The 21,551-nt window shown below is 49.8% G+C and carries 21 protein-coding genes; 9 read left to right on the top strand and 12 right to left on the bottom strand.

All coding sequences use genetic code 11. The features are described from left to right. A complete protein-coding gene (locus tag OCL06_RS06340; protein ID WP_262992892.1) occupies positions 1–828 on the top strand; it encodes a LytR/AlgR family response regulator transcription factor in 828 nt (275 codons plus the stop codon). A gap of 101 nt (positions 829–929) precedes the next feature. On the opposite strand, the gene OCL06_RS06335 is transcribed toward OCL06_RS06340, so the two are convergent. Next, positions 930–1,937 carry a 6-phosphofructokinase gene (locus OCL06_RS06335; RefSeq protein WP_373318446.1) on the bottom strand — a complete coding sequence of 336 codons (1,008 nt, stop codon included), beginning with the start codon at positions 1,935–1,937 and terminating at the stop codon, positions 930–932. A 196-nt stretch (positions 1,938–2,133) separates the two neighbouring features. Here OCL06_RS06335 and OCL06_RS06330 point away from each other — a divergent pair, with 196 nt between their 5' ends. Further along, a complete protein-coding gene (locus tag OCL06_RS06330; protein WP_262992890.1) occupies positions 2,134–2,982 on the top strand; it encodes a DUF6279 family lipoprotein in 849 nt (282 codons plus the stop codon). On the opposite strand, the gene OCL06_RS06325 is transcribed toward OCL06_RS06330, so the two are convergent. Next, positions 2,979–3,293: a hypothetical protein gene (locus OCL06_RS06325; RefSeq protein WP_262992889.1), complete on the bottom strand. Its 315-nt coding sequence runs from the start codon at positions 3,291–3,293 to the stop codon at positions 2,979–2,981. The genes OCL06_RS06330 and OCL06_RS06325 overlap by 4 nt on opposite strands. A gap of 5 nt (positions 3,294–3,298) precedes the next feature. Further along, a complete protein-coding gene (locus OCL06_RS06320; RefSeq protein ID WP_262992888.1) occupies positions 3,299–4,936 on the bottom strand; it encodes a response regulator in 1,638 nt (545 codons plus the stop codon). Positions 4,937–5,133: 197 nt separating this feature from the next. Between OCL06_RS06320 and OCL06_RS06315 the strand changes: the two genes are divergently transcribed. The 3 genes from OCL06_RS06315 (at position 5,134) to OCL06_RS06305 (ending at position 7,008) form a co-directional block, all read left to right on the top strand. Further along, a complete protein-coding gene (locus OCL06_RS06315; protein ID WP_262992887.1) occupies positions 5,134–5,619 on the top strand; it encodes a VC2046/SO_2500 family protein in 486 nt (161 codons plus the stop codon). A gap of 88 nt (positions 5,620–5,707) precedes the next feature. Then, positions 5,708–6,703, top strand: a complete 996-nt coding sequence (gene trhO, locus OCL06_RS06310; protein WP_262992886.1) for an oxygen-dependent tRNA uridine(34) hydroxylase TrhO — start codon at positions 5,708–5,710, stop codon at positions 6,701–6,703. Positions 6,704–6,765: 62 nt separating this feature from the next. Continuing rightward, positions 6,766–7,008 carry an EF-hand domain-containing protein gene (locus tag OCL06_RS06305; protein WP_262992885.1) on the top strand — a complete coding sequence of 81 codons (243 nt, stop codon included), beginning with the start codon at positions 6,766–6,768 and terminating at the stop codon, positions 7,006–7,008. A 63-nt stretch (positions 7,009–7,071) separates the two neighbouring features. Here the strand turns inward: OCL06_RS06305 and OCL06_RS06300 are convergent, their stop codons facing one another. From OCL06_RS06300 to OCL06_RS06290, 3 genes are all read right to left on the bottom strand, one after another. Then, positions 7,072–8,397 carry a DEAD/DEAH box helicase gene (locus OCL06_RS06300; RefSeq protein ID WP_262992884.1) on the bottom strand — a complete coding sequence of 442 codons (1,326 nt, stop codon included), beginning with the start codon at positions 8,395–8,397 and terminating at the stop codon, positions 7,072–7,074. A gap of 178 nt (positions 8,398–8,575) precedes the next feature. Further along, positions 8,576–9,235: a CoA transferase subunit B gene (locus tag OCL06_RS06295; RefSeq protein WP_262992883.1), complete on the bottom strand. Its 660-nt coding sequence runs from the start codon at positions 9,233–9,235 to the stop codon at positions 8,576–8,578. Position 9,236: 1 nt separating this feature from the next. Further along, positions 9,237–9,944, bottom strand: coding sequence for a CoA transferase subunit A (locus OCL06_RS06290; protein WP_262992882.1), 708 nt, complete (start codon positions 9,942–9,944; stop codon positions 9,237–9,239). A 102-nt stretch (positions 9,945–10,046) separates the two neighbouring features. Here OCL06_RS06290 and OCL06_RS06285 point away from each other — a divergent pair, with 102 nt between their 5' ends. Next, entirely contained in the window at positions 10,047–10,940 is an 894-nt protein-coding gene (locus OCL06_RS06285) for a LysR family transcriptional regulator (RefSeq protein ID WP_262992881.1), read from the top strand. A 26-nt stretch (positions 10,941–10,966) separates the two neighbouring features. Here the strand turns inward: OCL06_RS06285 and OCL06_RS06280 are convergent, their stop codons facing one another. Continuing rightward, complete coding sequence (locus OCL06_RS06280; protein ID WP_262992880.1) at positions 10,967–11,722, bottom strand: hypothetical protein; 756 nt, start codon at positions 11,720–11,722, stop codon at positions 10,967–10,969. Positions 11,723–11,794: 72 nt separating this feature from the next. Then, a complete protein-coding gene (locus tag OCL06_RS06275) occupies positions 11,795–12,496 on the bottom strand; it encodes a sensor histidine kinase (RefSeq protein WP_262992879.1) in 702 nt (233 codons plus the stop codon). Positions 12,497–12,667: 171 nt separating this feature from the next. On the opposite strand from OCL06_RS06275, the gene cysB reads away from it, so the two are divergent. Further along, positions 12,668–13,642, top strand: coding sequence for an HTH-type transcriptional regulator CysB (gene cysB, locus OCL06_RS06270; protein ID WP_262992878.1), 975 nt, complete (start codon positions 12,668–12,670; stop codon positions 13,640–13,642). A gap of 18 nt (positions 13,643–13,660) precedes the next feature. Here the strand turns inward: cysB and OCL06_RS06265 are convergent, their stop codons facing one another. The 3 genes from OCL06_RS06265 to pabB all read right to left on the bottom strand — a co-directional run bounded on the left by OCL06_RS06265 (position 13,661) and on the right by pabB (position 17,143). Further along, positions 13,661–15,025 carry an L-serine ammonia-lyase gene (locus OCL06_RS06265; RefSeq protein WP_262992877.1) on the bottom strand — a complete coding sequence of 455 codons (1,365 nt, stop codon included), beginning with the start codon at positions 15,023–15,025 and terminating at the stop codon, positions 13,661–13,663. 116 nt (positions 15,026–15,141) lie between these two features. After that, positions 15,142–15,720: a CoA pyrophosphatase gene (locus tag OCL06_RS06260; RefSeq protein ID WP_262992876.1), complete on the bottom strand. Its 579-nt coding sequence runs from the start codon at positions 15,718–15,720 to the stop codon at positions 15,142–15,144. Further along, complete coding sequence (gene pabB, locus OCL06_RS06255) at positions 15,707–17,143, bottom strand: aminodeoxychorismate synthase component I (protein ID WP_262993122.1); 1,437 nt, start codon at positions 17,141–17,143, stop codon at positions 15,707–15,709. The genes OCL06_RS06260 and pabB overlap by 14 nt, the downstream gene beginning before the upstream one ends. Positions 17,144–17,288: 145 nt before the next feature. Between pabB and OCL06_RS06250 the strand changes: the two genes are divergently transcribed. Both OCL06_RS06250 and rmuC read left to right on the top strand, forming a co-directional pair. Further along, positions 17,289–18,818 (top strand): fumarate hydratase, encoded by a 1,530-nt coding sequence (locus OCL06_RS06250; protein ID WP_262992875.1) that lies wholly within the window; start codon positions 17,289–17,291, stop codon positions 18,816–18,818. A gap of 82 nt (positions 18,819–18,900) precedes the next feature. Then, a complete protein-coding gene (rmuC, locus tag OCL06_RS06245; RefSeq protein WP_262992874.1) occupies positions 18,901–20,361 on the top strand; it encodes a DNA recombination protein RmuC in 1,461 nt (486 codons plus the stop codon). Here rmuC and OCL06_RS06240 read toward each other — a convergent pair. Next, positions 20,331–21,527, bottom strand: coding sequence for a GGDEF domain-containing protein (locus tag OCL06_RS06240; protein ID WP_262992873.1), 1,197 nt, complete (start codon positions 21,525–21,527; stop codon positions 20,331–20,333). The genes rmuC and OCL06_RS06240 overlap by 31 nt on opposite strands. Positions 21,528–21,551: the final 24 nt, after the last annotated feature.

The following is a 21,551-nucleotide window of genomic DNA, read 5'->3' as shown; positions in this document are numbered from 1 at the left end:
ATGACCGAAAATAAAATTAGAACAATAGTGGTAGACGATGAACCGCTTGCCAGAAGAGGCTTGCGGGCGCGTCTAGAGCGTCATGAAGATGTGGAGGTCGTGGCCGAGTGTCAGAACGGTGTCGATGCAGTAAATGCGATTACCCAGCACCGTCCTGATTTGGTGTTTCTGGACATTCAGATGCCGGGATTAAACGGTTTCCAGGTCATCCATAAATTGCGAGAGCTCCAACAACCTGTACCCATGATTGTGTTTGTGACCGCGTACGACAGTTATGCCATTAAAGCATTTGACGTCCACGCCCTGGATTATCTGCTCAAACCAGCTGACGACACGCGCTTAAAAGCTGCGCTGGACAAGGTCAGAGAGTATTTTTCGACTCAGTATCAGGATGAGCAGTCACGCAAATTGGTGAATCTGGTGGCAGAACTTACCGGTGATGATTGTGAAGAGATATTGCGGAAACTGGCTAAAGGGGAGCCTGTTGATACCAACCCTTACCCGGATGTGTTGGCCATTAAAGATGGTTCGGAAGTGACCCGTGTAAATGTGAAGGATATTCAGTGGATAGATGCTGCCGGTGATTACATGTGTGTCCATGCCTTGGATGGTATGCATATTATGCGTAAAACCATGAAAGAGCTTGAGCAGGAACTTAATCCCCAGTGGTTTGTACGGGTCCACCGTTCTGCCATTGCCAATATCCGCTTTGTGAAAAAGCTGGTGAGCCATATCAGCGGCGAATATCATCTTATCCTGCAAAACGATACTGAACTGAAAGTCAGTCGTAGTCACCGTGATAAAGTCAAAGCGGCGATGAAGATGTAAAAACACATCGTCATGCAGCAACAACCCCGGGTGGGTGCGCCGGTATAGCCAGCATCCACTCCCTCAAGCGTGTTAATGACCAACCGGACTAAGGAAAAGGGTTACGCGTAACGGTTATTCATGAGTTGCTTCATGGTATTGACGTCGCTGTCACTGAGGGGTTTGGGCTCAGACCAGGTGACGGGCAAGGGAACCTCACACGGCTTGCCATATCTTTCACCTACCATCACACAGTTGGTCTGACTGCCGGCCAATGACACCGCATGGGCACCTAATTTCATGGCCATAATCCGGTCCTGACTCACTGGTGCGCCGCCCCGCTGAACATGGCCGAGGATGACAGGCCGGACTTCAGATTGGGTTAGTGACTGCAATTTTTCGGCTAGCTTATTAATACCGCCGGGCCACAGGTTTTCAGCCAGCACAATAATGTAACTGATATTGCCCCGTTGCTCCCGACGCTCACTGAGCTGCTCACCGATTTGTTTCAGGGTGGCCGCCTCGCTTTCAAATAATTCGGGAAGTAGTACAAAGTCCGACGCTGAAGCCAGTGCCGCGCTTAATCCCAGAAAGCCCGCATGCCGGCCCATGACTTCCACCAGAAATATTCGTTCGAATGCATCGGCGGTATCCCTGACTTTATCAATAGAGTCCACTGCGGTTTCGATGGCAGTGTAATAGCCAATGGTGGCATCGGTGCCGTTAATATCGTTATCGATGGTGCCCGGGATACCAATAATTTGTCCGTCCCAGTAGTTACTCAGATGCATAGCCCCGCGGAAAGAGCCGTCACCGCCGATAACAATCAGCATATCTACTTCCAGGGCGTCAAGATTGGCGGCGGCGCGTTCAGCCGCATCCTGGGTTTTAAACTCCCGACAGCGGGCGCTGTGTAGTATGGTGCCGCCCAGCTGGTTTAAGTTATGCACCCGTTCAGCGTGAAGCTGGGTGTATTCCTGGTTCAACAGCCCGTTATATCCGTGTAGATAGCCGTAGACGGTGTAATTCTCACGTTCGCAGGCCAGTACAATAGCCCGTATACACGCATTCATTCCCGGTGCGTCACCACCTGATGTCAGTACGGCGATAGTTTTTGGCACGTTATTCATCCTTTCATTGTGTACAAAACGTATTGGCTGCGTCAGCCTGCGATTAACCTTGCCAGCCGTGCGATGGTAAATCAAGATACAACAAGCGTGGAGCCAGGGGACTGCACTTGGCGCTGACATACTCAGTTACATTGTAGTGCGAAACCAAATTCAATGCAGAGTGACTAATAAGCAAGTTAATTCGATGGGAAGCGTAATGAAAAAACTGTGTGTAGCGTTGCTGGCAATTATGTTGGCCGGGTGTTCGTCGAAGCTGGCCTATAATAATCTCGACTGGTTAGTTTATTGGTATATGGATGATTATGTGGAGCTTACCGACCATCAGGAAAAGGTGTTTGATCGCCATCTTCAGCGCTGGATTAACTGGCACCGCAATGAAGAGCTTAACCACTATATTGCCCAGCTACAGACCATTCGCACGGATATCACTGAAGATCGCCTCACGCCACAGGTGATAAACGATCACCTCGAAAAAGCCACAGCACACTGGATAAGGTTAAGAGAAGAAATAGCCCCCGAGCTGGCGCAGCTGGCAACTACGCTTAATGATGAACAGGTGATTCGTTTATTCGCGGCTCTGGAAGAAGACAACAAAGAAGAGGAAGAAGAATATCGTGAGCGTATGCAAGAGCCTGAAGAGGAACGGCTAGAACAGCGGATAGACGATATGACCGATAACCTTGAAGACAGAATAGGGGAGTTGAGTGACCAGCAAAAGCGCATTATAAAGCGGTATGCGCCGCAATATGCATCGACCTTTGGCGATTGGATTACGTATCGCCGGAATATCCAGAATGCGGGCCGCAAATTGTTTATTTTACGCGACAGTAACCCGGCGTTTACCGACGAACTGGTGACGGTGATGTCAAACCCTGATAATTACCGAAGCCCGGACTATCAATTGAAACGTCAACAAAACCGCGAGCTGTATACAAAGATGATTGCTGAAATAGCCAGTACGTTCACGGCAGCGCAGAAGCGTCATCTAATAACTGAGCTCGATGAGATGGTGGCAGATCTGGAAGACTTACTCGACCACGCTTAATACTCCGGGGCGACGGGCGTCACCGGAGGCTGGCGCTCCTGGCGCTGACCAATGGCAGGTTGATTGCCTTTGCAGATAGTGTCATAGCCGTCCCGGTAGTAACGCATATCTTCACATTCCTGTTGATATCGCTTGCGGGCGGTGAGAGCCTGCTGAGGGTAGCGGTTATCTGTCATAATCTTTGCCAGTGACTGACAGGTCTTTAGTTGGTGATTCACTTCCAAAATGTCCTCGCACGGCGGTGCCGACGAACAAGCCGCCAATACCAGCATGGCTGAACCGCACATCATCATTCCTTTAACTTGTTGCATAGCGCTTATCCTATATAGTTAAACAGGTCAGCCTGTAAAGCTTCCAGCTTTTCCTGGTGCTGCAATTTCAGTGGCATATTTTCAATAAGTTTGTAGATTCGCCGGCATTCTTTAATATGCTCAGCTTCTGGCTTATCGCTTTTATCCAGTATCTTGATTAAACACTGTAGCAGGTTGAGCGCAACCCCGGTATTCACGGGGGCAAATGATTGGGCGAGCATAAATGCCTCACGGGCTTTCTCGTACTGCCCCTGCTGATACAAGTCAATTCCCTGACGGTTAAACTGTTGGTAGTTAGCCTGCTTCTCCGACGCACTCAGTTCCTCTCTGCGCATCAGTTCAAGACTGCTGGGGTCCAGATCCGCCTCGTTGAGTTCCATTAGCTTCTTAAGGGGGAGCAAGTCGTCATATTCGCCAATGTCATACATGACTTTCAGGCTATCGGGAGCGAAGTCCAGTGGGTAGTTATCAAATTTATCTAAAATTGCCTGCTGAGAGGCAGCCAACTGACGTTTGGCATCCAGCATTTTGCCATCCAGCGCGTTTACCCGTGCTGACATCACCTGTTCGTATATATCCACATCGAATGTGTCGCGGTGGCGTACCAGTACATCCTCTAACTTGCCTCGCTGTAAAGCCAGCAGGGCCTCTTGCTGGTAACGGTTTTTTGTTCGTCTGTCCTCAGTATGCTCAGCAGCATCCAACATACTGCGCACATAACCACACCAGTTGCTTACCGACTGATGAACCGTATGTTTAGACAATTCCCAGATAGCTTTACTTGATTCGGCGGTGAGGACAAAGTTTCGGTTATGCCAGCCAATATAACAGGCTGCGAAATGCCGCGGTAAAGAGTAAGGGGATAACTTAATTGCTTGCTGGATGGCCAGTTCAGCCTCGGGGCCATGGTTCAGCTTATCATGTGCCTCGGCCATGATGTCGTGGGCGTCCGGACTGAAGCGATTCTTTTGCAGGACAGCCTGCGCAATTTCCAACGCGTTTTCCGGTTGTTCAAGTTTCAGGTAGGTTTTGCCCAGCGCTATCTGAGCCCACATGACTTGCTTATTGTCCTCATAGGGCTTTAACACCTGTAATGCTTTTTGCGCATCGCCGACTTCCCAGTAAAGTTCCACCAGTAGTTGCTCGCACGTGCGCTGATAAGGGGACGTCTGTGCTGCCAGTTGCTCGGCATTATCAATGGCTTTATCCCATTCCTCTTCAAATACGGCTGCATAAACTGGCTGCAGGAATTGCCGCTTTTGCCAGCTACGGGCAAGACGTGATTTCAGTTGTGCCTGCGAAAACGGCTTAATCAGATAATCATCCGGCCTGCGCTCAATAGAACCTAATACGATGGGCCGGGCACTGTCGGCGCTGATGATAAGAAATATGGCGGACGGCTTGATAAGCTTACGAATGCGCAGTTCCTCAATCAGTTCAAAGCCGTTTTTCTTATCTGCCCCCAGGTGCAGGTCGCAGATAATGATGTCGTATTTTTGCTTCCGACACAGTGAAAGGCCTTGTTCCGCCGAGGACTTCGTCACCACGCTGGTCGCCCCCATGGCATTCAGTAACCCGCGTAAAAGCAATAGAAACGGGCGTTGATCTTCAATGATCAATATCTGTTTATCAGCATATTTCATGCACTTACCAGCTTGGTATCGCTATGTGTGAACTGCATAACATCATCAATTAAATTCCCGGTTACCGCAAGGACGTCGAGAAAAATCCTTTCCTCGTGGTATCCGGGCGACGAAAATTTCGCCTGTCGTAGTGCGAAGTGGTTAAGTAAACCCGTCTGGTTGTCGATAATAAAATATCTTCATTAACGCTGCTTGCTATGACACCGACGGATTCGACAATACAGCTCCATCCGGTTAATCAACTGGAGTGGCAGGGTAAGCTAGCCCAGGCGGCCGGGCAGGGTGCCAGTTTCTCTTTATTGCTGGCGTTACAGCTGGGCAGTGGGGTTCCACCTGCTCAGGTACTCAGTCAGGAAGAGGAAGCGGTTAGTGACAGTAATTTCCCTGCACGGCTGAATTACTATCGACGGCCGCCCCTGGATGCATCTGAGGGCGGGGTTAATCAGACTACGTCCCGGTTACTTAGCAGCGGCACAGTGGACGATGCCAGGTTGTGGCAGTGTATGCACCCTGATCCGCACACACTGCGCAATGACAGCAAGAAGTTGTCAGCAGATATATTGAGCAATTGCTCGCTGGCCACGCAGCAAGCCCACCAGAAAACCGTGACCGCAGATACTATAGATGAAGACCCAACCTTGCTGGATGAATTGGTTAAACAAGCCGAACGCTTCGCCGCCTAGCCCCCTCTGGCGTCTGATGGCCAATTTTGCTATAGTCGCCGCCGCATTTTGCACTGGTTTTACGTTCCAATAAGCAAAGAGAAGTTATATGTCTAAATTCATCGTCTGCGCGATGTACAAGTTCGTTGCGCTGGATAATTTCGAAGCAATGCGTCAGCCCCTCCACGATGTGATGGTGGCTAACGATATCAAAGGTACCTTATTACTGGCCCATGAAGGCATAAACGGTACCGTATCCGGACCTCGTGAAGGGATTGATGCGCTGCTTGCGTATCTGAACAGCGACGAGCGGATAAACCCCATCTCCTGTAAAGAATCACTGCATGAAGAGCAGCCGTTTTACCGCACCAAAGTAAAGCTCAAAAAAGAGATTGTTACGATGGGGGTAGAAGGTATTGATCCGCGTCAGACAGTCGGCACTTATGTGAAACCTAAAGACTGGAATGCGCTAATCAGCGATCCGGATGTACTGGTCATAGACACCCGTAACGGGTACGAGATTGACATCGGTACCTTTAAAAATGCCGTAGATCCGAAAACCGAAACTTTCCGTGAGTTCCCTCAGTATGTGGAGCGGGAGATGGACCCGGCGAAGCATAAAAAAGTCGCAATGTTCTGTACCGGCGGCATCCGCTGCGAAAAGTCGACGGCGTACCTGAAAGAACAGGGCTTTAATGAAGTGTATCATCTGGAAGGGGGCATTTTGCAGTACCTTCAGGAGGTGCCTAAAGAGGAATCTTTGTGGGAAGGTGACTGCTTCGTGTTTGATAACCGGGTAGCGGTTGATCATGATCTGCAAAAAAGTCGTTATGACCAGTGTTACGCCTGCCGTCTGCCGATTACTGAAGAAGATAAACAAAGCGAAAAATACGAGTCTGGCGTGAGTTGTCCGCATTGCTACGGTACGCATACCGAAGAGCAACTTGCCCGCTTTCGTGAGCGTGAAAAGCAGGTGAATTTAGCGAAAGCCCGTAAGCAAGAACATGTTGGCACTGAAGCCCGCGAAGTGATGGAGCAGAAACGTCTGGAAAAGGCACGGGCGCAGCGTGAACGGGCGCTCAAAGCACAGCAAAAACAAGCATAGACAGCGCTCTGCAGGGGCGTTACACTGGTTTTCCATAGAAGTAGTAATTAAGGGAAAAGTAAGTGAACGCCCAGCTTTCAGAAGATAAGATTGCAGAGATCAGAAGCGACTTCAGCTTCTTTGACAGAGACGGTAACGGCCAGATCGATCTGACCGAATTCGTTGAGTTACTGACCGTGTTATCGCCAAAAACCAAGGCCAGTCATGTAGAAGAAGGCTTCAAGCTGATTGACAGTAACAACGATGGCTACATCGACTTCGAAGAGTTTCTTGACTGGTGGCAAGAGTGCTGGTGGGAATACTAGCAGGTACACTGTTTAGTCAGTAAGGGTGGCTTCACCGAATTCGGACAAACCACCCTGACACTACTATTGCTCTTCGGGATTATTATCCTGCTTCTTTCTTCTCAACGGTGCAAAACCGGTTTCTTCCCCTTCCATTGTATCCACCCGCTTTTTCTTTTTATCCGTAGCTGACTGGGCTTTTTTACCTGACGGTTGTGTTGCCGTTTGGCTACCGGGCTGCACTTTCTTGCGTTCTGTTTTGCCACTGAACTTAGCGGGAAGTTCCGGATGAGGCTCTGCAGCTATGGGATATTGGACATGGGATCGGATAGCAACAAAACTCTGCCAGTCACGAGGCCCCACAAAAGACAGCGCCGTGCCTTTTTCGCCTGCGCGTCCGGTTCGGCCAATCCGGTGAATGTATTCATCGGCCTGTTTGGGCAAATCGAAGTTAATAACCAGCCCGACTTTTCTTAGATCCAGCCCTCTGGATGCCACGTCAGTGGTTACCAGTATACTGTGACGTCCGCGGCTAAACTCACTCATAATATTAGCCCGCTGGTTCTGCGGTAAATCTCCCCGCAGGGCAATGGCTTCCATTTGTTGCTCATTCAGCAACGTTGTCAGCCGGTCAGTGTCTTCCCGCGTCGCGGTAAACACAACCGCTTGATTAAACGCGGTTTGTTGCAGACAGTGGGTAAGCAAATTATCTTTGTGACTCACATTGTCGGCAAAATAGCAGTGTTGCTGAATATCCGCATGCTGGGCGGTGGATTCTCCTACTGCGATACGTACCGGCGCACGCAAGAAATCCCCCGACAGGTGCTTCAGCTCAATATTATCCAGGGTCGCGGAGAACAGCATTGTCTGGCGTTTACGGTGGTCGGCATAACGATTAATTAGCGACAACTGAGGTGCAAAGCCCAAGTCCAGCATCCGGTCGGCTTCATCATAAATAAGCATTTCAAGGCCGTTCAGGAAAAACGATTTGTCATTCAGGTGGTCAGCGATACGTCCGGCGGTTCCCACAACGATATGCGGCGTACGACGAAGCGCCTTCACCTGGTCATTATAATTTTCACCGCCCACAATTAGTGCACATTGTAGTGACTGATTGGTACACAACTGTTTGGCTTCAATGAACACCTGCTTTGCCAGCTCACGGGTAGGCGCCAGTATGAGCACCCGAGGGTCCTGCCTGCTCAGTGGTTTGGACGTGACCAGCCGATGTATAGCCGGCACCAGAAACGCAAAGGTTTTACCCGAACCGGTTTTAGACGACGCAATGATGTCCTTGCCCTGCAACGCCGGGAGCATGGTTCGCTGCTGAATTTCTGTCAGTTCAACAATGCCTTTGTCGGTCAGGCGGGAAATGATTTTATGGTGTACGGGGAGTTCACTAACTTGCAATGGCTGGCCTCATTAAAATTTACGCTGCCATTATCTCTGAAAGGTGAAGTAAGTGAAAGGCTGAAGCGGGAACAATTCAGGCGGCTTTCTGCCGCCTGAATTAATAGTGTGATGTGCCGGAGGTGAAAACGCCTGTTAAATGCAGGTATTTCCGCTTCCGAACACAATCGTCCGCCCGTTAATCGAGCTGCATCTCCGGCACGTCACCTTCTACCACCAGTTTACCGGCCGTCTTTTCACGAATTTCATCTACGCTGACGCCCGGTGCCCGCTCCAGCAAGTGAAACGCACCGTCTTTTACTTCCAGCACCGCAAGATCGGTAATGATGCTGGTAATGCAGTTCACGCCAGTCAGCGGCAATGAGCACTCTTGTAAGAGTTTTGAATTGCCCCGTTTATCCGCATGGGTCATGGTGACGATGATGTTTTTGGCGCCAGCTACCAAGTCCATAGCGCCCCCCATACCCTTTACCAGTTTGCCGGGTATCATCCAGGAGGCGATGTTGCCATTTACGTCAACCTCAAAGGCTCCCAGTACGGTAAAGTCTACATGCCCGCCGCGGATCATCGCGAAGCTTTCTGCCGAATCGAAAATCGACGCTCCGGTAATGGCAGTGACGGTTTCTTTGCCGGCGTTAATCATATCCGCATCAACTTCGGCTTCGGTCGGGTAACGCCCCATGCCCAGCAGCCCGTTTTCTGACTGCAACATGACATCAATCCCTTCTGGCACATAGTTAGCGGCCAGGGTAGGGATCCCAATGCCCAGGTTTACATAGTTACCGTCGCGAAATTCTTTTGCCACGCGCATGGCAATCTGATCACGTGAAAGGGCCATTTTAGCGTTCCTCCTTAGCCAGTACTTTGCGTTCTATGCGTTTTTCAAAGGTACCCTGAATGACGCGGTCCACATAAATACCGGGAGTGTGAATTTGTGTAGGGTCCAGTTCACCGGGCTCCACAATCTCTTCAACTTCTACCACCGTGATTTTTCCGGCTGTCGCCGCCATAGGGTTAAAGTTCTGGGCAGTATGACGATAAACACAGTTTCCGTAACGATCCGCTTTCCAGGCTTTAACGATGGCAAAGTCACCGGTAATCGACTCTTCCAGAATGTACGGACGGCCATTAAATTCTTTAACTTCCTTACCTTCACCTACGGGAGTACCGTAACCGGTGGCGGTAAAAAATGCAGGTATGCCCGCGCCACCAGCGCGCATTTTCTCTGCAAGAGTGCCTTGTGGGGTAAGTTCTACTTCCAGCTCACCGTTAAGTAACTGTTTTTCAAACAGGGCATTTTCGCCCACGTAGGACGAAACCATTTTCTTTATTTGTTTGTCTTCCAGCAAGACGCCGAGACCAAAGCCATCGACACCACAGTTGTTTGATACAATGGTGAGTCCGGAGGTGCCCATTTTCTTAACCTGATTAATCAGTCCTTCCGGGATACCACATAACCCGAAACCGCCCGCAATAATGGTCATGTTGTCTTTGAGCCCATCCATCGCGTCGTCATAACTGGTTACGACTTTATCGAAACCCGACATAGTGTTCTCCTGTTTGCCGTTTTCTGAACAAAAAAAGTATCAGTGACCACACTAATTTTGTAAAATTGATTTTATAATATTATTAATAAATTTATTTGAATAATGTCAATACCCTATCGGAACATGCTGGCGTTTATTCGGGTTGCCGAGTCAAATACCTTCGCGGAAGCCGCGGAGAAGCTTCATTTAACCCAACCGGCCTTGTCGGCGGCGATTAAAAAAATGGAGTCACAACTCGGAGGTAAGTTGTTTTCTCGCAGTACCCGGCGGGTGCATCTGACCCCGGAAGGCAATACATTGCTGCCAACAGCCAGGCGACTGATAGATGAGTGGGATGAAACCTATCAGGACATGCAAAATCTGTTTGCCATGCAGCAGGGAAAGCTGACTCTGGCAGCCATGCCGTCGTTTGCGGAGTCTCACTTGCCCGGAATACTGAGTCGTTATCACACCCAATATCAGAATATCCGTTTACAAATACTTGATGTCGTCATGGAGTCTGTCATCGACCGGGTGCTTACCGGTCGCGCTGAACTGGGCTTCACGTTTGAGCCAGAGGTTATGGACCGACTGGTATTTGCGCCGCTGTTCGAAGATCGGTTTGTGGCTGTAGTACATGGCGAACACGCGCTGGCAGCATGCTCTCAGGTAGACTGGAGTACCTGCCTGAATTATCCCTTTGTAGCAATGAACCGTGGCTCTGCGGTAAGAAAGTGGACGGAACAGGCCGCTCAACAATACGGTAACGTAAATATCATTGCGGAAACCGGTCAGCTGGGCTCGCTGGGTCAGTTGATTGGCGAGGGGTTGGGTATTTCAGTGGTTCCGGCCTTGTGTCGAGGTCAGATGGAAGCCCGGGGCCTACGCTGTATTGACATCAGCGACAGCCCACTGGTTAAACGGGTAGGACTTATACGCTTAGTACGGGGAGGTTTATCAGTAGCTGCCCAGGCCTTGTGGGAGCAATGTGTAGGAAGTGAGCAGAGCGCCGGGTAGCGCTCTCTTATACCGAATACTAGTGCCTACCATTTCTTTTTGGGGGCAAACAATTCATCCAGTTCATCACGCTCTTCTTCTTTCTTACGGGCGCGATCCTCAGCGTTCACGTTTTTCAGGTTGTTCTGAATTTCGTGGAGCCATTCCTGTAACGTGGCAATCCGGGTTTTGATGTAGTCGTCCTGCTGGGTCTGGTTCTCCAACGCCGTAACGGCCTTTTCAAAATATTGTCGGGCAGAGCCCAGCATATTGGACTGCATGCCTGACCGTCCTCGGCGGATAAGTGTTTCCACATTAACTTTCAACTGCAGCCGTTCAAGCTGCTTGTCTTCTTCAATGTAGGTCTTGGTGTCCACTTTACCTTTCGAGTGTTCGGCTCGAAGCAAAATACGGAGTTTCTTAACAGCCTGTATATACTGAATAATCAGTTTGTCACTTTCAGGCAGTACGAACTCTGAGGGCGGCGGGGCGTTGTCCTCTGGCTCTTGAACCCGTTTCTCCGCATCTTTTATACGTTGCGAAATCTCAGCTGAATGTGACAGGTCATTCATCACCTTCAGCGCATTCAGCACCCGAATATGTAATATCTGAGTAAGCCGGGGAGAAATTGGCATGGTGTTGCACGCCATAATGACATTTTCAGTTTCGTCAATGATAGCCCGCTGTTTGGCGAGTTCGGCACGCCGTTCTGACTCGAGTTTAGCGCGGTGTTGCTGAAAAGCATTAATGAAAATTGCAGCGACAATGAGCACTACAATTAAAATAATTATTATCGCGAACATGTATGTTTCCGGCTTGCTTACATTTCAAATATTGTGAAATGCTTGAATTCATTATTATTGTGTCGGCAGAGTTTACGGTAATTTTACCTCAAATACTCCACCACCAAGCGTACCACCATTAGATAGTGAAATCTCGCCACAAATTTCACCTTGCGTATGCGCAGCGGCAATTAACCGCGCAAAAAACAAACCAAGCCCAGTCCGTCCTTGCCCAACCTGGAACTCTGACAAACAGGTATTACTGTTTACCAACATAGAATCGGGGTAACCGGGGCCGTCATCTTCAATGCGTAAAACCAGGTATTGGCCCTCTGAAAATGCAGACAGACGAATTTTTGATTTACCGTAACGAAGTGAGTTTACTAACATATCGTTGATCAGCAGGTAAATTAGTTCACTGTCCAGGTACCAGCTTAAATGCTCCGTCATAGCCAACTCAACGTCGAAGTTTTTTTGCTGCACATAAACACGGTTAGAGCCAAGCACGTCGCTGAATAAATCTTCAATGAAGCATTCATCTACGGTTATCGGCAGACTTTCCAGTTCTGCCCGGTATAACGACAGTATTTGTACAAGATTCGTGTTCAGGCGTGACGCTTCATAGTGCACATTGGCCACCTGTTCATGCGCATCGGAACTGTCAGCAGGCAGGCTATCGGCCAGGTTCTCTATGGACTGAATAAGTAAACATAACGAATTTTTCATATCGTGGACAGCGGCTGCCAGCACGGATGAGAAATCGATGGAGGAGGAGTAGGGAAGATGATCGGCCATAAGTACTCTGATTATTATTAATTCTGTCGCCGGCGAGCGGACACACGGGTTAATTCCATACTAATTTGCTACTGATGCGGACAAGTCTGCAAAGTGCTATAGCAATAATGGACAGTTTTGGTTATAACGTAAAGGCATATAGGAAGCTTCTGGAAATAAGGCCGGGGATTTATGAAATTACAACAGTTGCGATACATCGTCGAGGTCGTCAATAACAACCTCAACGTGTCAGCCACTGCCGAAAGCCTGTATACCTCTCAACCGGGAATAAGCAAGCAGGTAAGAATGCTTGAAGATGAGTTAGGCGTACAAATTTTTGGCCGTAGCGGCAAACACCTGACCCACGTGACGGATGCCGGTAATGATGTAATTAACATATCCCGGGAAATTCTGGCGAAAGTTGAGAGTATTAAAGCGGTGGCCCGGGAACATACCTTACCGGATCAGGGCAAGCTCAACATTGCGACCACCCACACCCAGGCCCGCTACGCCCTGCCAGATGTTATTCAGGGGTTCATGAACAAGTATCCCAGAGTCTCATTACACATGCATCAGGGCACCCCTTCTCAGATCAGCGATCTGGCTGCGAAAGGCGAAGCTGATTTCGCTATCGCCACAGAAGCGTTACACCTTTATAACGACCTGGTGATGTTGCCATGCTATCACTGGAATCGCAGTGTGATAGTGAATAAAGAGCATCCCCTTGCCAATAAAACCTCTATCGAGATCAGTGATATTGCGAAATATTCCCTGGTTACTTATGTGTTTGGCTTTACTGGCCGCTCAGAATTGGATCATGCTTTTGAGCGGGCGGGGCTGACGCCGAAGATTGTATTTACCGCCACAGATGCCGACGTAATAAAAACCTATGTCAGGCTGGGGGTAGGCATTGGTGTTATTGCATCGATGGCGGTGAACGAAGAGCTGGATGACGATCTGGTCAAAATCGATGCCAGCCATCTGTTCGATTACAGTACCACCAAAATAGGTTTCCGTAAGGGATCTTTTCTGCGCAGTTATATGTTCGATTTCATCGAGCGGTTTGCCCCCCACCTGACGAAAGACAAGGTGGAGAAGGCCATGATGCTGAAGAATAATGATGAGGTTGAGAAGATGTTCAAAGGGGTGACACTGCCGGTTAAATAGCAGTGCCCCCACATGCGGTTAGCACTCGATGATGTTAACCGCCAGACCGCCGCGGGCGGTTTCTTTGTACTTAGTTTTCATATCATTGCCGGTATCCCGCATCGTCTTAATCACTTTATCCAGAGATACCTTATGCTCGCCACTCCCGCGCAGGGCTAGACGAGAGGCGTTGATGGCCTTAATGGCACCCATGGCATTACGCTCAATGCACGGCACCTGAACCAGACCGCCCACCGGATCACAGGTCAGCCCAAGGTTGTGCTCCATACCAATTTCCGCGGCATTCTCTACTGCCAGTACCGTACCACCCATGATCTCGGTGAGGGCACCCGCGGCCATGGAACACGCTACACCAACTTCGCCCTGGCAACCCACTTCGGCGCCAGAAATTGATGCATTTTCTTTATAAAGGATGCCGATAGCGCCAGCAGTCAGCAAGAATCGGCAGGCAGTATCTGCATCCACCGGCCGGATAAACTTGTCAAAATATTGCAGCACAGCGGGAATAATACCCGCCGCCCCATTGGTTGGCGCAGTCACAACGCGCCCGCCGGCCGCGTTTTCTTCGTTAACGGCCAGCGCAAACAGGTTGACCCAGTCCATGGTTTGCATAGGATCAGTAGTATGCTCGGTCTGCAGGCGACGATACAGCGCAGGGGCACGTCTGACGACTTTTAAGCCGCCGGGTAAGATGCCTTCGCTTTCAATACCCCGCTGAATACAGGCTTTCATGGTTTGCCAGATTTCATGCAGGATTGATTTTACCTCATGAGCAGGACGGTGCACGGCTTCATTTTTCAGCATCAGTGAACTTATACAAAGGCCGTGTGTACGACATTGCTCTAATAGCTCAGCTGCAGAATTAAATGGGTAGGGCACTTTTGCCTGCTGACCAATCGCCAGATTTTTCGCATCCTCAAATTCTTCATCTTTGATGATGAAACCACCGCCGATACTGTAATAGGTCTGCGAACGAATACACTCTTTGCCATTTAATGCATGCAGGGTGAGGGCATTCGCGTGGCGACGTAACGTTTTACGGCGATGAAACACAATGGCGTCTTTGCGGGGAAATTTAATTTCCTTTTCGCCATTCAGCATCAATAACTGCCGGCTATCGATGCCCTCAAGCATCGCGTCAATCTTATCCACGTCGATGCTTTCCGGTAGCTCACCCAATAAGCCAAGGATAACGGCTTTGCCCGTACCATGTCCTTTACCGGTTTGGCCCAACGAACCGAACAGCTCGACCTTTACACTGGTAATGGTATTGTCAGCGCCAGTTATCTCTTTAGCAAACTCGGCCGCCGCGCGCATTGGCCCGACCGTATGCGAACTGGAAGGCCCAATGCCAATGCTGAACATATCAAAAACACTAATCATAGAGTACGTCGTCCTTTCATTTTTATAGTGCGATCATGCATGGCCTTCGCCATTTCTACAACATAGTATTGCTAATCGAATGGTTAGCCCTGCTAATGAGATGTAAAGATTAGTTGCTAGTGTTGCGGGTGTATATGGTGAGACAGGTTGCGGAGTATGGCCGCGGTGGCTCCCCAGATCATCCGTTCTTGCCAGGGAATAAAGTAAATCGGAAACGTGCGACCGGAACGATGGGTGTGATGGATAAGGTGATTTCTTCTGTCCAGCACATGCGCCAGAGGCGCTTCGAACATGCTGGCAACCTCATTACTGTCGAGTGCAGCCTCAAAGTCAGGGTTTATAAATGCGACCACCGGGGAGATGGTATAGCCGCTGATAGTTCGGTAGTCGGGTAACGAACCAATGACGTTTGCATGACTCCGCGGCAGACCGATTTCCTCTTCTGCTTCACGCAGCGCGGTTGCCACCAGGTTGGTATCCTGGTCTTCATACCCCCCGCCAGGGAAACTGATTTGGCCGGGATGGTGCTTAAGGTGGTGAGCGCGCTCAGTGAGCAACACTGTCAGATAGTCACCATAGTCTACGAGCGGGATCAGTACCGCCGCCGGACGGCCTTTGCGTGTTAACGGGTAATCCCGTTCAACACCCACAGTCCGGGCATGATGAAATCGGTTAATAAACTCAGCTCTGGTCACGAAAGGTTGTCAGCTCCGGTAATATTCTGGCGACTTTATCCAGGGTTTCCTGATATTCATCTGCCGGATTGGAGTCCAGCACAATACCGCCGCCTGCCCAGCAGTACAGATGATGGTTTTCTGCCAACAATGTCCGAATGCAGATACTTGAATCCATATCTTCCCTGAACCCCATATATAGCATACTTCCGCAATAGATATTACGACGGTGGGGCTCGAGTTCGTCAATTATCTCCATGGCGCGCACTTTTGGTGCCCCGGTGATTGAGCCTCCGGGAAATGCCCCGGCCAGCAACTCTAGCGGGGATGCACCGTCGTTCAGTTTGCCCGTCACGGTGCTCACCATATGGTGGACCGCTGCATAGCTTTCCAGTTTAAACAGATGTGGCACTTCGACCGATCCATCCTGACAATTTTTACTGATATCATTGCGCAGTAAATCCACGATCATCAAATTTTCGGCCTGATCTTTTTCTGACATAAGCAGAGACTGAGCGCTTTCCTGATCCTGTTGTGGATCGGCATAACGGGGACGGGTACCTTTAATGGGTTTGGTTTCTACCACGCCCTCTCTCACGGATAAAAAGCGCTCAGGAGAAATACTCAATACTGCGGAATTCGGTAATCGCATAAACGCCGAGAAGGGTGCCTGATTGGTGTCCCGCAAGTGGCAGTACGCTTGCCATTCATCGCCTTGGTAACTGGCCTGGAAGCGTTGTGCCATATTAATTTGATAACAGTCGCCCGCTCGGAGGTAATCATCTATTTTGTTAAGCGCTGTCGTATAATCGTGTTGTGACAGGTTGGCCTGCCAACCGGAAGTTAGCTTAAAGTCAGACCCCTTGGCCACACTGGTAACAGGGTGGAATGGAGCTATATGCGATAACCGACAATGGTAGATAATGCCGGTTTGCGTATCTTCAATCAGTGATTGCTCGTAGAAACCCAGTGCCAAATCCGGGCAGGCGTAACCACCCTCAGCCCGGGAGGGGAGGGTTTCGTAATAGCGCCCCAGGTCGTAACCTGCCAGTCCGGCCACACCCACCATAAACGGTAAATGTTCATGCTGTCTGCTACACGCAGACAACTGTACTCCGGCAAAGAGTTCATGGAATGCCTGACGGGCGACTTCCAGCGGGGTATCAGGATATTCGGTAAACTCACCGCTGGCTGCATTGGTTAACGTAACCATGCCGTCTTTGGCCTCACAGGTAAGCGCGGGGTCCCAGACCATTATATTATATCGACCCTTGCTCTGCTTACTGCCAGCGGTATCGAACAGTACCGACCAGGGCTTGGCTGAGAAGTGTTCGAAAATGTCAGCTAAACACCTTGAATTTGTAGCGGGGAGTGGGCTAATTACAACGGTGTGTGATTCGAATGTGGTATTAATACTGCGTACCTCTCGACAACGGCAAAACATATCGGCCGGGTTAATAGTCCAATACTGGTGCGCCGGAAGCATTAACCGGTAACGTGTGATTTTCTTGGTGCCACCGCGCCAGTTGCGCTAGTATACGCTTTTTTAGCAGGCTAAGACCACGATAAGCCTATCAAAAGAGGATGCCATGACCGTTATCCGTCAACAAGACTTCATAGACAGCATTGAAGATGCGCTGCAGTTTATTTCTTACTATCACCCTCTGGATTATGTAAAGGCCGTTGAAAAGGCCTATGAAAAAGAGCAGAGTCAGGCTGCCAAAGACGCAATGGCTCAGATCCTGATTAACTCCAGAATGTCAGCTGAAGGCAAACGACCGCTTTGTCAGGACACTGGGATTGTGACTTGTTTTGTGAAAGTCGGGATGGGGGTAAGCTGGGATAAAACCGATTTGACAGTACAGGAAATGGTTGATGAGGGTACCCGACGCGCCTACACCAACAGTGATAACCCCTTGCGTGCCTCTATTGTTGCCGATCCGGCTGGCGCAAGAAGCAACACCAAAGACAATACACCGGCAGTCGTGCACATCGATATGGTGCCCGGTGATAAAATTGAAGTAATGATAGCGGCCAAAGGCGGTGGCTCAGAAAACAAATCTAAAATGGTAATGCTAAACCCCAGTGACGACATTGTAGACTGGGTAGTCAAAACACTGCCAACCATGGGGGCAGGCTGGTGTCCACCCGGGATGCTTGGGATAGGAATTGGCGGTACAGCTGAAAAAGCAGCCGTGCTGGCAAAAGAGTCGCTGATGGATCCGGTAGACATTCAGGAACTAATGGACCGTGGCCCGGAAACCACCGATGAGAAGCTGCGGCTGGAAATTTTCGACCGGGTAAATAAACTCGGTATTGGCGCGCAGGGTCTTGGCGGATTGACCACAGTGGTTGACGTGAAAATTAAATCAATGCCGACCCATGCTGCCTCTAAGCCTGTAGCCATGATCCCCAACTGCGCTGCCACCCGTCACGCACACTTTTACTTAGACGGCTCAGGCCCGGCTGAGTTAAAAGCGCCAAAATTGGAAGAATGGCCTGAGGTCACGTGGGAAGTGGGTAGCAATACCCGGCGCGTGAATTTGGATGAAGTCACAAAAGACGACATTCAGGAGTGGAAAGTCGGTGAAACAGTACTGTTGTCAGGTAAGATGCTAACCGGCCGTGATGCGGCGCATAAACGCATTCAGACAATGCTTGAAAATGGCGAAGGCCTGCCCGAGGGCGTGGATCTGACCAACCGGTTTATTTATTACGTTGGCCCTGTGGATGCAGTGGGCGACGAGGTCGTCGGCCCTGCCGGTCCTACCACGGCCACACGCATGGATAAATTTACCGACATGATGCTGGATAAAACCGGCCTGATTGGCATGATCGGGAAAGCTGAGCGAGGACCTGCCACCGTCGATTCTATTGCGAAACATAAAGCCGTATACCTGATGGCTGTGGGCGGTGCCGCTTACCTGGTATCAAAGGCCATTAAGAAATCCCGCGTAGTGGCGTTTGAGGAACTGGGCATGGAGGCTATCTACGAATTTGAAGTTGAAGATATGCCAGTCACCGTTGCGGTGGACAGCACCGGTGCGAACGCCCATGAAACGGGGCCAGCAATTTGGCAGGCCAGAATTGCAGAGCTGGACAGCGAGCTGTCAAAATAATTTTTAAATAAGTTTAGAAAAGGCGGGGACGGAAACGTGCCCGCTTTTTTGTATGATCAATTAAATCAGGGATTGTCTAACTATGTTGCAATTGAATGAAATTCATCTGGCCATGCTGGCCGTGGGCGTGGTCTCCGGTGCATTGGTGACCTACGTGCTGGCCAGGAACGCAACGAAACAGCGCCATGCAGCATTGAAAGAAAGTGTTTCACAGGCAGAAACTGAACTTGAGCAGCTAAAGCAGCAGCGCGATGCGCAACTGGCTGAGAAAGAAAGTGTTATTTCCGAACAGCACCGTGAACTGATGAGTATGCAGAACCAACTGGGTGAGTTAGGGCAAAAAGCTCAGCAGCTTGTACAACTGCAAACGGATTATCGCGCTCAGCTGGATGAATATAAGCAGCTCCAGTCAGCACACGCTGCATTACAAGCGCGTCATGACGCTCAGGCAGCAACGATGGCCGAAGTCCAGCGTTCTCACGATGAAAAGCTGTCATTAATGGAAGCGGCCGAACAACGTCTGCAAACCCAGTTTGAAAACCTTGCTAATAAGATTTTCGAGAATAAGAGTGAAAACTTCTCGAAGCAGAGCAAGTCAGGCTTGGAGTCTATCCTGACCCCGCTTAAAGAACAGATCGAAACATTCAAGCGACAAATCAGTGATCAGTACGTCCGTGAAGGGCAGGAGCGCGCCTCACTCAAGACCGAAATTATGTCGCTTAAAGAGCTGAATAAACGCATCACCGAAGAAGCTAACGCGTTAACCATGGCCTTGAAAGGTGATAACAAGAAACAGGGAAACTGGGGTGAAGTGGTTCTCGAGCGGATATTAAAAGAATCAGGCTTGCGGGAAGGCCACGAGTTTGAAACGCAGGTCTCCATGCGCTCTCATGACGGCAAGTTACAGCAGCCTGACGTGGTGGTGCATTTACCGAATGACAAAGACGTGATCATCGATGCAAAGGTCAGCCTGTCAGCTTATGAGCGCTTCTTTAATACCGATGACGAAGAGACACGTAAACAGCACCTTAAAGATCATGTGGCGTCTCTACGTGGCCATATTAAGGGGTTGGGCGCGAAAGACTATCAGGATTTGGATGGTCTGCGCACCCTGGACTATGTGTTGATGTTCATACCGGTAGAGCCAGCGTTTCTGTTAGCTGTTGAAGAAGATCCGGAGCTGGTCACGCTGGCCTTAAACCACAATATTATGCTGGTTAGCCCGACCAATTTACTGGTTGCACTGCGTACTATTAACAATATATGGCAGTACGAATACCAGAATCAGAATGCGCAGAAAATCGCGCAACATGCCGCCAAGCTTTACGACAAATTCAGTGGCTTTGTGACTGACATGGAAAAGATTGGCAAGTCGCTGGATACCACCCAAAAGCATTACGAGGGTGCCTTTAATAAGCTAAGTCAGGGGCGCGGAAACATTGTGCGTCAAATAGAGCAGTTCAGGAAATTAGGTGTACAACCCAGTAAATCGTTACCAGCTTCAGTAGCGCATCAGGTGGAAGACGAAGAGGTCAGCGAGTAAACGGCGTCTTGTTGATAGGCAATGGCACGATTGCGTCCGGCTGATTTTGCAGAATACAGTGCGCGGTCTGCCTGGATCAGCAACATTTCTAACGAACTGGCTTGTGTGGAACTTGCTATACCCACGCTCACAGTAATACTGGTGTCGGTATGGGACCAGCTATTCTGACTGAAGTTAATTACCAGTTTAGCCGCTACCTGTTGCGCTGCGGCTAAACTGGTTTCTGGCAGAGCGACCAGAAACTCTTCACCTCCAAACCGGCTGCAAATATCTGACTTCCTGAGGTGCTTTCGTAGTGAGTTAGCCAGGTGAATTATGGCTAAGTCGCCCACATGATGACCGTGGGTATCGTTAATTTTCTTGAAGTGATCAACATCAACCATCAACACACAAAACTCCCGCTGTTGGTTTTCATGCTCTTGCCATAGGCCGTCCAACTCATCTGACATCGCGCGTCGGTTCAACAGACCTGTTAACTGATCCCGGTGAGCGAGAAACTTCATGCGCATGATCAACCGGGTGATAGTGGTCGCCATAGCGGTGATATTAAGAAGCAACAAGACTGACAAAAATGCCCACAAAAATGCGGTGTTATTGTAGTCTTGTGTAAACAGGTACCCGGCCACCACTTCCGGGGCAAATAACAAGCACATCACCTTTACGAAGATGAGCCCGGTGAGCAGAATATCCGGTGCGGTAAATAAACGCGCGACTAACGGAGTAAACTCATGATATAGCGCCCGGTACTTGGTTATCGCCGTACTCAACAAGCATGCCCCGGTAAGCAGGTAGATTAGTGCGCTCAGCCCCCATTTACTCATTGGCACAACTGCAGCCAGAACAGTAGCGCCAAGCACAGTACCGATAACGCTCACTACCAGTCTGGTGCGAAATTTACGTCGAAAAAGCTGTGTAATGGCCAGTTGATAGGCAAGTACGGTTAGCAGAAAGGCCGAATCTGCCAGAACCCAAGCGAAAGTACCCGTTTGCTCGGTGCGCAACTGACTCACCAGAATAGCCAACACCAGGCATAAATTGGTGAGAGCAAAACGCGCGCTGGCCCGTTGGTATAACTTCAGAGGGCGGGCTAACAAGGCCCAGGTGCAGCCCGCAAGGGCCGCTGCCAATGTAATTACAGTAATAAGCTGTACACTTGATGTGTCCACTTACGTTCCCTTATGCAGGCGTAA

The sequence above is a fragment of the Alteromonas salexigens genome, from assembly GCF_025628895.1.
In the GTDB taxonomy this organism is placed as follows: Bacteria; Pseudomonadota; Gammaproteobacteria; order Enterobacterales; family Alteromonadaceae; genus Alteromonas; species Alteromonas salexigens.
This window is presented reverse-complemented; position numbering and strand designations above follow the sequence as displayed.

What these genes read in the sequence shown, in the direction of transcription:
- OCL06_RS06320 (WP_262992888.1), bottom strand. Translation starts at nt 4,936, where the DNA reads ATGAAATATGCTGATAAACAGATATTGATCATTGAAGATCAACGCCCG.
- OCL06_RS06330 (WP_262992890.1), top strand. Translation starts at nt 2,134, where the DNA reads ATGAAAAAACTGTGTGTAGCGTTGCTGGCAATTATGTTGGCCGGGTGT.
- OCL06_RS06250 (WP_262992875.1), top strand. Translation starts at nt 17,289, where the DNA reads ATGACCGTTATCCGTCAACAAGACTTCATAGACAGCATTGAAGATGCG.
- OCL06_RS06280 (WP_262992880.1), bottom strand. Translation starts at nt 11,722, where the DNA reads ATGTTCGCGATAATAATTATTTTAATTGTAGTGCTCATTGTCGCTGCA.
- OCL06_RS06275 (WP_262992879.1), bottom strand. Translation starts at nt 12,496, where the DNA reads ATGGCCGATCATCTTCCCTACTCCTCCTCCATCGATTTCTCATCCGTG.
- OCL06_RS06340 (WP_262992892.1), top strand. Translation starts at nt 1, where the DNA reads ATGACCGAAAATAAAATTAGAACAATAGTGGTAGACGATGAACCGCTT.
- OCL06_RS06325 (WP_262992889.1), bottom strand. Translation starts at nt 3,293, where the DNA reads ATGCAACAAGTTAAAGGAATGATGATGTGCGGTTCAGCCATGCTGGTA.
- cysB (WP_262992878.1), top strand. Translation starts at nt 12,668, where the DNA reads ATGAAATTACAACAGTTGCGATACATCGTCGAGGTCGTCAATAACAAC.
- OCL06_RS06265 (WP_262992877.1), bottom strand. Translation starts at nt 15,025, where the DNA reads ATGATTAGTGTTTTTGATATGTTCAGCATTGGCATTGGGCCTTCCAGT.
- OCL06_RS06285 (WP_262992881.1), top strand. Translation starts at nt 10,047, where the DNA reads ATGTCAATACCCTATCGGAACATGCTGGCGTTTATTCGGGTTGCCGAG.
- trhO (WP_262992886.1), top strand. Translation starts at nt 5,708, where the DNA reads ATGTCTAAATTCATCGTCTGCGCGATGTACAAGTTCGTTGCGCTGGAT.
- OCL06_RS06315 (WP_262992887.1), top strand. Translation starts at nt 5,134, where the DNA reads ATGACACCGACGGATTCGACAATACAGCTCCATCCGGTTAATCAACTG.
- rmuC (WP_262992874.1), top strand. Translation starts at nt 18,901, where the DNA reads ATGTTGCAATTGAATGAAATTCATCTGGCCATGCTGGCCGTGGGCGTG.
- OCL06_RS06290 (WP_262992882.1), bottom strand. Translation starts at nt 9,944, where the DNA reads ATGTCGGGTTTCGATAAAGTCGTAACCAGTTATGACGACGCGATGGAT.
- OCL06_RS06335 (WP_373318446.1), bottom strand. Translation starts at nt 1,937, where the DNA reads ATGAATAACGTGCCAAAAACTATCGCCGTACTGACATCAGGTGGTGAC.
- OCL06_RS06295 (WP_262992883.1), bottom strand. Translation starts at nt 9,235, where the DNA reads ATGGCCCTTTCACGTGATCAGATTGCCATGCGCGTGGCAAAAGAATTT.
- pabB (WP_262993122.1), bottom strand. Translation starts at nt 17,143, where the DNA reads ATGTTTTGCCGTTGTCGAGAGGTACGCAGTATTAATACCACATTCGAA.